Origin of the sequence: Nocardioides sp. (genome assembly GCF_035547795.1) — a bacterium.
Taxonomy (GTDB): domain Bacteria; phylum Actinomycetota; class Actinomycetes; order Propionibacteriales; family Nocardioidaceae; genus Nocardioides.
In genome coordinates this window covers 1-9,818 of sequence record NZ_DASZUF010000109.1, presented here as the reverse complement: position 1 = coordinate 9,818, position 9,818 = coordinate 1, and the positions used below count along the sequence as shown (strand labels likewise).

At 71.1% G+C, this 9,818-nt stretch carries 10 protein-coding genes; 9 read left to right on the top strand and 1 reads right to left on the bottom strand.

Going from position 1 to position 9,818, the window contains the following annotated elements:
* The 7 genes from VHA72_RS07535 to ffh form a co-directional block, all read left to right on the top strand.
* Positions 1–514: glycosyltransferase (locus tag VHA72_RS07535; protein WP_325573839.1), on the top strand; the 514-nt coding region annotated here is incomplete at its 5' end.
* Complete coding sequence (locus VHA72_RS07530) at positions 511–861, top strand: DUF2304 domain-containing protein (RefSeq protein WP_325573837.1); 351 nt, start codon at positions 511–513, stop codon at positions 859–861. The genes VHA72_RS07535 and VHA72_RS07530, both read left to right, overlap by 4 nt.
* A 153-nt stretch (positions 862–1,014) precedes the next feature.
* The gene (locus VHA72_RS07525; protein ID WP_325573835.1) at positions 1,015–2,271 is read left to right on the top strand and encodes an ammonium transporter; all 1,257 of its coding nucleotides are present in this window, start codon (positions 1,015–1,017) and stop codon (positions 2,269–2,271) included.
* Positions 2,268–2,606, top strand: a complete 339-nt coding sequence (locus VHA72_RS07520; RefSeq protein ID WP_325573833.1) for a P-II family nitrogen regulator — start codon at positions 2,268–2,270, stop codon at positions 2,604–2,606. Before VHA72_RS07525 ends, VHA72_RS07520 begins: the two co-directional genes overlap by 4 nt.
* Positions 2,607–2,673: 67 nt before the next feature.
* Positions 2,674–3,012: a P-II family nitrogen regulator gene (locus tag VHA72_RS07515; RefSeq protein WP_325573831.1), complete on the top strand. Its 339-nt coding sequence runs from the start codon at positions 2,674–2,676 to the stop codon at positions 3,010–3,012.
* Positions 2,933–5,254 carry a [protein-PII] uridylyltransferase gene (locus VHA72_RS07510; protein ID WP_325573829.1) on the top strand — a complete coding sequence of 774 codons (2,322 nt, stop codon included), beginning with the start codon at positions 2,933–2,935 and terminating at the stop codon, positions 5,252–5,254. The genes VHA72_RS07515 and VHA72_RS07510 overlap by 80 nt, the downstream gene beginning before the upstream one ends.
* Positions 5,255–5,292: 38 nt before the next feature.
* Positions 5,293–6,861 carry a signal recognition particle protein gene (ffh, locus tag VHA72_RS07505; RefSeq protein WP_325573828.1) on the top strand — a complete coding sequence of 523 codons (1,569 nt, stop codon included), beginning with the start codon at positions 5,293–5,295 and terminating at the stop codon, positions 6,859–6,861.
* 4 nt (positions 6,862–6,865) lie between these two features.
* Here the strand turns inward: ffh and VHA72_RS07500 are convergent, their stop codons facing one another.
* A complete protein-coding gene (locus tag VHA72_RS07500; RefSeq protein WP_325573826.1) occupies positions 6,866–7,219 on the bottom strand; it encodes a PPOX class F420-dependent oxidoreductase in 354 nt (117 codons plus the stop codon).
* 53 nt (positions 7,220–7,272) lie between these two features.
* Here VHA72_RS07500 and VHA72_RS07495 point away from each other — a divergent pair, with 53 nt between their 5' ends.
* On the top strand, positions 7,273–7,638 hold the full coding sequence (locus tag VHA72_RS07495) for a hypothetical protein (RefSeq protein WP_325573824.1): 366 nt from the start codon (positions 7,273–7,275) through the stop codon (positions 7,636–7,638).
* A 135-nt stretch (positions 7,639–7,773) separates the two neighbouring features.
* Positions 7,774–9,818: glycoside hydrolase family 3 protein (locus VHA72_RS07490; protein WP_325573822.1), on the top strand; the 2,045-nt coding region annotated here is incomplete at its 3' end.

The following is a 9,818-nucleotide window of genomic DNA, read 5'->3' as shown; positions in this document are numbered from 1 at the left end:
CGTCCAGATCGATGCGGACGGCCAGCACGACCCGCGTTTCCTGCCCGCTCTCCTCGAGCGCCTCGACGAGGCCGACGTGGTCGTCGGCGCCCGGTTCGCACATGAGGGCGACACCTACCAGGCGCGCGGCCCCCGACGCTGGGCGATGATCCTGCTGGCCTGGGTGCTCAGCCGGATCGCCCGCACACGGCTCACCGACGTCACCTCCGGCTTCAGGCTGGCGAATCGTCGTGCGATCCGTGTCTTCGCAGCTCACTACCCCGCCGAGTATCTCGGTGACACGGTCGAATCGCTGGTGATCGCGGTCCGGACCGGATGTCGGGTCACGCAGATGCCGGTCGACATGCGAGTTCGCGCCGCCGGCCAGGCGTCGCAGTCGCCGTTTCGCGCCGCCGTCTACCTCTTCCGTGCCGTGGTCGCCCTCGGCCTGGCCCTGGTGCGCCGTTGGCCGGCCGACTTCGACGAGGGCAGCGACGACGTGATCGCCGCTGAGGAGAGGATGGCGCTGCGATGAACGGACCTCAGCTCGTGAGCCTCGTCTCTGCTCTCGCCATCATGGCGATGCTCTTCGAATTGCTGCGTCGGCACCGGCTACGGGAGAAGTACGCCGTGATGTGGGGCGTGCTCTCCCTGGCGGCGATCATCGGTGCAGTGTTCCCCGGCCTGCTGACCGGGGCGGCGGATCTGCTCGGCTTGCAGGTGCCGGCGAACCTACTCTTCTTCCTCTCGATCGTCGTCCTGCTCGGTCTGACGCTGCAGCTCAGCTACGAGCTCGGCCGCACCGAGGACCAGATCCGGACGCTCGCCGAGGAGGTGGCGCTCCTCCGCATGGAGGTCGAGCGTCAGCACGACAACTCGTAACACGCCGTCCCCACTCGTTACACGCCCGCAACACGGCACGGCGCGGGCGGAAACCTGCGCGCCCGAGGGTTGCTCGCAATCACGGCGGGTGTGCTGCGGACGACGGGTGGTCGTGGCCCCTCGCCTCCCGAGATGTGAATCCATGGAGGTTCAGTGGACGGCTACTACGCCTTTATGTTGGTGGCGACGGCCTTCGTCCTGGTGATGACCGTGCCCGCGCTGGCGCTGTTCTACGGCGGCATGACGCGGTCCAAGTCGGTCCTCAACATGATGATGCTCTCGTTCGTCGCCTTCGGCATCGCGACCCTCGTCTTCGTGCTGTGGGGCTGGTCAGAGGGCTGGGACGGCATCGGCAACGGCAAGCTGATCGGCAACCCGTTCTCGCTCTTCGGCCTGCACGACGTGGGGTGGGGCAGCTACGTCGGCGTCGTCTTCCAGCTGACGTTCGCCGCCATCACCGTCGCCCTGGCCAGCGGCTCGATCGCCGATCGGGTCAAGCTGTCGTCGTGGGTCGTCTTCGTCCCGATCTGGCTGACGCTGTGCTACTTCCCGATCGCCCACAACGTGTGGGGCGGCGGCTGGCTCTCCAGCCACTGGGCGGCCCAGGACTACGCCGGCGGCACGGTCGTGCACATCAACGCCGGCATCGCCGGCGGCGTACTGGCCCTGATCGTCGGCCGGCGGATCGGCTGGCCGCGTGAGTCGGGCCGACCGCACAATCTGACCCTGACCATGATCGGTGCCGGCCTGCTGTGGTTCGGCTGGTATGGCTTCAACGTCGGCTCGATCGTCTTCGTCGCCGGCGACAACGGCCCCAAGGACACCCACCAGTTCATGACCGAGACCGGGGTCACCTTCCTCAACACCACGGTCGCGACCGCCGCGGCGATGTTGGCCTGGCTGGTCGTGGAGCGGATCGTGCACGGCAAGGCCACCTCGCTGGGCGCCGCCTCGGGCATCGTGGCCGGCCTGGTCGCGATCACGCCCTCCTGCGGCGCGGTCAACCTGCTGGGTGCCATCGTGATCGGCGCCGTCGCCGGCGGGCTGTGCGCCGTCGCGGTCGGGCTGAAGTTCAAGCTGGGCCTGGACGACTCGCTCGACGTGGTCGGTGTCCACCTGGTCGGCGGCCTGGTCGGCACGCTGCTGATCGGCTTCCTGTCCACCTCGTCGGCCCCCGGCGGCATCGACGGCCTCTTCTACGGCGGCGGCCTGAGCTCGCTGGGCCACCAGGTGATCGCGGCCCTGTTCACCATCGTGTGGACCGGCGTGCTGACCAGCGTGATCGCGCTGGCGATCAAGTACACGATCGGCTGGCGGATCAGCCCCGAGGCTGAGGTCGAGGGCATCGACGGCGATCAGCACGGCGAGTCGGCCTACGACCTCAACCCGGGCACCGGGGTGCTGGCATGAAGCTGGTGACGGCGGTGGTCAAACCGCACCGCTGGGAGGACGTGCGCGAGGCACTGGAGACCTTCGGCGTGACCGGCATGACGGTCAGCGAGGCCAGCGGCTACGGCCGGCAGAAGGGCCACACCGAGGTCTACCGCGGCGCGGAGTACGACATCGCGCTCGTGCCCAAGATCCGCATCGAGATCCTCGTCGAGGACGGCGACGCCGACGACGTGGTCGGCCTGGTCGTCAAGGCGGCCCGCACCGGCCGAATCGGTGACGGCAAGGTCTGGGTCGGCCCGGTGGACACGGTCGTGCGGGTCCGCACCGGCGACCGGGACGGCGCCGCACTCTGAGTCACGACACCCGCCCGTGCGGCATGATCTGATCACGTCGCGCTCGACCATCGTCGGAGGAGAGAACATGAAGCTCGTCACCGCAGTCATCAAGCCGCACAAATGGGAGGACATCCGCGTCGCCCTGGAGGCGGTCGGCGTCACCGGCATGACGGTCAGCGAGGTCAGCGGCTACGGCCGGCAGAAGGGCCACACCGAGGTCTACCGCGGCGCGGAGTACGACATCGCGCTCGTGCCCAAGATCCGCATCGAGATCGTCGTGCCCGACGGCGACGTCGACGCGGTGGTCGCGGCGATCGAGAAGTCGGCCCGCACCGAGCGCATCGGTGACGGCAAGATCTGGGTCTCGCCCCTGGAGACGGTCGTGCGGGTCCGCACCGGCGACCGCGACGACGCCGCCATCTAGCCAGCGCCGTCGAGAACACACCCGCGTGAGCGCCGCCGACCGGAGCCGTCGTACGACGGCCGCCGACGAGGTGTGCGCCCAGGCCTACGCCGACGTGGGCGGCCCCGAGCTCGGGGCCGCCCTCGTCGCGGTCGGCGGCTACGGTCGGGGCGAGCTGGCGCCGTACTCGGACTGGGACGTCGTGCTCGTCCACGACGAGGGCGTCGACCTCGGCGAGGCCGCGGCACGGCTGTGGTACCCGATGTGGGATGCCGGGGCGAACCTCGACCACGCCGTCCGCTCGCTGCCCGAGATGGCCGCCGCTGCGTCCGACATCCGGGTCGCGCTCGGCCTGCTCGACGTCCGACACCTGGCCGGCGATCCCAACCTCACCCTGCGGCTGCGCACCACGATGCTGACGCACTGGCGCCAGCAGGCCGCCCACCAACTGCCCGCGCTGCGGACCATGACGATGGCGCGCCACGAGCTGCTCGGCGAACTGGCCCATGCCAGCGTCCCCGACCTCAAGGAGGCCGCCGGCGGGCTGCGCGACGCGACCGTGCTCAAGGCGCTGGTCGCGACCTGGCTGGTGGACGTGCCGCACGTCGAGCTGGAGCGGTGCCGCCAGTCGCTGCTCGACGTGCGCGACATCGTGCAGGAACTCGCCGGGCGCGCCGCCGACCGGATCACCCCCGAGATGTGGCCCGAGCTGGCCGAGCGACTGGAGGTACCCGACGCGCTGGCGGCACAGCGGCTGGTGCGTGAGCGCGGTCGCCGGATCACCCACCTGTCCCGGCTGGCCTGGCGCCGCGTCGACGGCTACCTCGACCGGCCGCGCGCCGCCCGGCCGCGGCGCCCGGACCTGACCCCGCTGGCTCCCGGCGTCGCGCTCGCGTACGGCGAGGTCGTCCTCGACCGCACCGCCAAGCCGGCCCAGGACCCGCTCCTGCTGCTGCGCGCGGCCGCGGAGGCGGCCGAGCACGACGTCGTCCTCGCTCCGCCGACGGCCGCCCGGCTGGTCCGACAGGGCGCGTCGCTGCCCGAGCCGTGGCCGGAGGAGGCCCGCCGGCTGTTCGTCAGGCTGCTGGCCTCGGGCCGCGGGCTGCTGCACGTGTGGGAGACGCTGGAGGAGACCGGCGCGCTGGCCGGGATCCTGCCGGAGTGGGAGCGGATTCGGCTGCTGCCGCACGCCTCGACGATCCACCGCTTCACGGTGGACCGGCACGCGGTCGAGACCTGCATCGAAGCCTCGCACCACATCCGCGACGTGGCCCGGCCCGACGTCCTGCTGGTCACCGCGCTGCTGCACGACATCGGCAAGGGCTCGCTGACCGAGCACTCGGTGGCCGGCGCTCCGATCGCACGCGCCATCGCCCGGCGGATGGGGTTCGACGCACCCGCGGTGGAGACGATCGGCACGCTGGTGCGCTGGCATCTGCTGCTGGCCGAGACGGCCACCACCCGGGATCCGGACGACCCCGCGACGCTCGACGTACTCCTGGAGCGGGTCGGCGACGCCGAGACTCTGGCGCTGCTCACGGCGCTCACCGAGGCGGACGCCCGGGCGGCCAGCCCGAAGGCATGGTCGGTGTGGCGCTCCCGGCTGATCCTCGGCCTGGCCGCGCGGGCTGGTCGGGCGCTCGACGCCGGCCCGACCATGCCGGCGCACGCGCATGAGCCGGTGGAGATCCCCGAACAGGTCCGTCGTGGCGGGATGTCGCTGCAGGTCGAGCCGCTGGCCGACGGCGCCCGGGTGACGGTGATCGCGCCCGACCGGGTCGGCTTGCTGGCCGACATGGCGGCGACGTTCGCGGTGCAGCGGGTGGGGGTGCGAGCGGCCCGGGCGTGGTCGCAGGAGGAGTACGCCGTCAACGTCTGGGAGGTCGCCGAGGCCTATCTGGACGCGACCGTGCTGCGCGAGCGGTTCGAGGCGATCAGCGAGGGCCGGCTGGACCCGTCCGGCCGGCTGCGCCCGACTGGACCCGGGAGGCTGGCGCCCGCGGTCGCGGTCCGCCCGGAGGCGTCGACCCAGGCCACCGTGCTGGAGGTGCGCACCGACGACCGGCCCGGTGTGGTCTATCTGGTCGCGGCCGCGCTGGCGGCGCTGGGCATCACGGTGCGCAGCGCGCACGTCGATACCCTCGGGCCGCAGGCGGTGGACGTGTTCTACCTCCAGGAGGCCTCGGCCGGAGCGCTCGGCGACGAGCGTGCCGCCCAGGCCGCGCACGCCGTCCGTGCGGCACTGTCAGGGGAGTCCAACTAGGCTGTCCCCCTGACGATCCACCTGGCAAGAAGGACCTGATGTTCGCCACGCTCTCCGACCGGCTCGCCGACACCTTCAAGAACCTCCGGGGGAAGGGGCGGCTCTCCGAGGCCGACATCGACGCGACCGCGCGCGAGATCCGGATCGCCCTGCTGGAGGCGGACGTCGCGCTGCCGGTGGTGCGCGAGTTCGTCGCCCACGTCAAGGAGCGGGCCCGCGGCAGCGAGGTGAGCCAGGCGCTCAACCCGGCGCAGCAGATCGTCAAGATCGTCAACGAGGAGCTCGTCGCCATCCTCGGCGGTGAGACCCGCCGACTGCGCTACGCCAAGACCGGGCCGACGGTCATCATGCTCGCCGGCCTCCAGGGTGCCGGCAAGACGACGCTGGCCGCCAAGCTGGCGCTCTGGCTCAAGGGGCAGGGCAAGTCGCCGCTGCTGGTGGCCTGCGACCTCCAGCGCCCCAACGCGGTCAACCAGCTCCAGGTCAACGGCGAGCGGGTCGGCGTACCCGTCTTCGCGCCGCAGCCCGGCAACGGCGTGGGCGACCCGGTCGCGGTCGCGCGCGAGTCGGTCGAGGAGGCCACCCGCAAGCTGCACGACGTGGTCATCGTCGACACCGCCGGCCGTCTCGGCGTCGACGCCGAGATGATGCAGCAGGCCGCCGACATCCGTGACGCGGTCAAGCCCGACGAGGTGCTCTTCGTCGTGGACGCGATGATCGGCCAGGACGCCGTGACCACGGCACAGGCATTCCTCGACGGCGTCGGGTACGACGGGGTCGTCTTGACCAAGCTCGACGGCGACGCCCGTGGTGGTGCGGCGCTCTCGATCGTGTCGATCACCGGCAAGCCGGTCATGTTCGCCTCCAACGGCGAGAAGATGACCGACTTCGACCTGTTCCACCCCGACCGGATGGCGGGCCGGATCCTCGACATGGGCGACGTGCTCACCCTGATCGAGCAGGCCGAGAAGGCGTTCGACGCCGAGGAGTCGGCCAAAGCCGCGGAGAAGCTCGCCGGTGGCGACTTCACCCTGGACGACTTCCTCAAGCAGATGCAGCAGATTCGCAAGCTCGGCTCGATGTCGAAGTTGATGGGCATGCTGCCGGGGATGGGTCAGTTCCGCGACCAGCTGGCGAACTTCGACGAGCGTGAGGTCGACCGCATCCAGGCGATCATCCAGTCGATGACACCGGCCGAGCGGGCCAACCCGAAGATCATCGACGGCTCCCGCCGGCTGCGCATCGCCAAGGGCTCGGGCCGCCAGCCCTCCGACGTCAACCAGCTGGTCGACCGGTTCATGGAAGCCCGCAAGATGATGCAGTCGCTGGCCAACGGCGGCGGGATGCCCGGCATGCCGGGGATGCCCGGCGCGGGTTTCGGCAAGCGGGCCGGCGCCCGGCAGGCGCCGCAGCAGAAGAAGGGCAAGGGCGCACGCAGGTCCGGCAACCCGGCCAAGGCCGCCCAGCAGGCCAAGGCGGCGCGGGCCGCCGAGGCGAGCAAACCGAAGGCGAACCCGTTCGCGGTGCCGGGTGGCGAGGAGATCGACTACGAGGCAGCGGCCGCGCAGCTCAACCTCCCGCAGGACTTCTCCAAGTACCTGAAGTGAGCCCTCACAGGAAGGCGATCACCCGCTCCGGCGTGATCCGGATCAGCTCGCCGGAGTAGCCGCTCGGGGTCTCCTGGTCGGTCAGCGTCTCCGCGGTTCCTCGGATCTCGACCATCCGCGGCCGCCACGGATCGACCGAGGCCAGGTCGTCGACGACGAAGGCGACCTGAGGATGGGCGCGTGCGTTGCGGAACTTCTGGCTTCGTCCCAGCGCGCGGCCGCCGATCAGGATCCGACGCTCGTCATCGAGCCAGAAGCCGACCGGGTTGTTCTGCAGCCCGCCGTCGGGGCGGAGCGTGGCGAGGCGACCCAGGCGCTGGGTCCGCAGGTAGGTGACCTGCTCGTCGGTGAGGGTCATGCAGCCATCGTGCCGCGACGCCGGCGCCGAGCCCAGGCCTCTAAGGTCGTGCCATGCCCACCGTCCTGGTCGTCGACGCCGCCAACGTGGTCGGATCCCGACCCGACGGATGGTGGAAGGACCGGGCCGGCGCCGCCCGCCGGCTGCACGAACGGCTGCTGGTGGCGGACACGCCGTACGACGAGATCGTGCTGGTGCTCGAGGGCGCGGCCAAGGGCGGCGTCCGTGCCGGCCGCGACGGCCACGTCCGCACCGTGCACGCGCCGCGTGACGGGGACAGCGCCGTCGTCGCCGAGGCCAAGGCGGCCGCGACCCGTGGCGCCACGGTCACGGTCGTGACCGCCGACCGGATGCTCCAGGCCCGAGCCGGCGCCTGGGGCCAGACGTTGAGCCCGTCGTGGCTGTGGGACCAGCTCTGAGACCTTGACGTGATCTGCGTCACATTCCTACGGTGGCAAGTGCGCGCACGCGCAATCCGGCGACTCGTCGCCGGTGCCACGACTCGGGCCGGTGGCGGGCGCGCCGGGTGATCCCTCTCGGGCTAGGAGACACCTGTGCCGCACCACATCCCCATTCCCTCGCGCCGCCTGCTCGCGGCCGGGGCCGCCGGCGTACTCGCGCTCGGTCTGCTTGCCACCGGCTCGCCGGCCGGCGCTCGTCCCGGGTCCCACGGGGCCCGCGGAGCCCACCAGGCCCACCAGGCCCACCAGACCGGTGCGTCCGCGACACCGGCGTACGAGAACCCCCGACTCCCGGTCAAGGCGCGGGTCAAGGACCTGCTCTCGCGGATGACCCTGGCCGAGAAGATCGGCCAGATGACCCAGACCGAGCGTGCCGACGTCACCGCCGACCCGACCCTGGTCAAGACGTGGGCCGTGGGCAGCGTGCTGTCCGGCGGTGGCTCGGTCCCGACCCCGAACACGCCGACCGCCTGGGCCGACATGGTCGACACGTTCCAGGCCCAGGCGCTGCAGACCAGGCTGCACATCCCGATCCTGTACGGCATCGACTCGGTGCACGGCGACAACAACATGCAGGGTGCGACCGTCTTCCCGCACAACATCGGGCTCGGCGCCACCCGCGACCCCAAGCTCGTCGAGCAGATGGAGCACATCACCGCCATCGAGACGCGGGCCTCGGGCCCGCAGTGGGTCTTCGCGCCCTGCCTGTGTGTCGCCCGCGACGACCGCTGGGGCCGCACCTACGAGTCCTTCGGCGAGAGCCCCAAGCTCGTGGAGCGGATGGAGACGGCGATCGACGGCTTCCAGGGCACCTCGATCAAGGATCTGGCCAAGCCCGACCACGTGCTCGCCACCGCCAAGCACTTCGCCGGTGACGGGCTGACCACCTACGACGCCAGCAAGGCCGGCACCGGGGCCTATCCGATCGACCAGGGCGTGGACGAGGTCTCGCACGCACAGTTCGCCAAGCTCGCCCTGGCGCCGTACGTCGACGCGATCCGCAAGCATCACGCGCAGTCGGTGATGCCGTCGTACTCCAGTGTCGACTGGACCGAGGACGGGCTCGGCAACCCGATCAAGATGAGCGCGAACAAGGCCCTCATCACCGGCTGGCTCAAGGGCCAGCAGCGCTTCGACGGCCTGGTCATCTCCGACTGGCAGGCCATCCGGCAGCTGCCCGGCACCTACGCCGACCAGGTGGCAGCGGGCGTCAACGCCGGCATCGACATGTTCATGGAGCCCTACTCCGGCTCGGCGACGGGCGCGCCCGAGTTCGAGTCGACGTTGACCTCGCTGGTGACCGACGGCACCGTCCCGATGAGTCGGATCGACGACGCGGTCGCGCGGATCCTGAAGGTGAAGTTCGAGCTCGGTCTGTTCGAGCACCCCTACACGAACCGGTCGTTGCAGAAGACCATCGGCGACAAGGCACACCACGCGGTGGCGCGCAGGGCCGCCGCCGAGTCGCAGGTGCTGCTCACCAACAGGGGCCACACGCTGCCGCTCGAGCCCGGCCGACAGCCGGTGTACGTCGCCGGCAGCAACGCCGACAACATCGGCAACCAGGCCGGCGGCTGGACGCTGACCTGGCAGGGCGGCTCCACCAACGTCATCCCCGGCACCACGATCCTCGACGGGATCAGGGCCGAGGCGAAGGCGCCGGTGACCTACAGCGCCGACGCGTCGGCGCCGGTGCCGAGCGACGCCGCCGGCATCGTGGTGGTGGGGGAGACGCCCTACGCCGAGGGGTACGGCGACGTCGGCGGGCCGCAGTGGGCCTACGACCCCGGCGACAACGGCGTACCGCGGCCGGCCAAGACGATGATGCTCTCCGACGCCGACACCCAGGCGATCAAGACGGTGTGCGCCGCGGCCGCGAGCTGCACGGTCGTGGTGGTCTCGGGCCGGCCGATGATCATCCCGCCCGACCTGCTGTCCCAGATCGACTCGCTGGTCGCCGGATGGCTGCCCGGCAGCGAGGGCATCGGCGTCGCCGACGACCTGTTCGGGCACCGGGCCTTCACCGGCAAGCTGCCGGTGACCTGGCCGCGGACCCTCGACCAGGAGCCGATCAACGTCGGGGACGCGAACGACGACCCGTTGTTCCCCTACGGCTACGGGCTGACCACCCGCATCGG

Coding starts and splice junctions, on each gene's coding strand:
- VHA72_RS07530 (WP_325573837.1), top strand. CDS start 511: ATGAACGGACCTCAGCTCGTGAGCCTCGTCTCTGCTCTCGCCATCATG.
- VHA72_RS07520 (WP_325573833.1), top strand. CDS start 2,268: ATGAAGCTGGTGACGGCGGTGGTCAAACCGCACCGCTGGGAGGACGTG.
- VHA72_RS07515 (WP_325573831.1), top strand. CDS start 2,674: ATGAAGCTCGTCACCGCAGTCATCAAGCCGCACAAATGGGAGGACATC.
- ffh (WP_325573828.1), top strand. CDS start 5,293: ATGTTCGCCACGCTCTCCGACCGGCTCGCCGACACCTTCAAGAACCTC.
- VHA72_RS07500 (WP_325573826.1), bottom strand. CDS start 7,219: ATGACCCTCACCGACGAGCAGGTCACCTACCTGCGGACCCAGCGCCTG.
- VHA72_RS07495 (WP_325573824.1), top strand. CDS start 7,273: ATGCCCACCGTCCTGGTCGTCGACGCCGCCAACGTGGTCGGATCCCGA.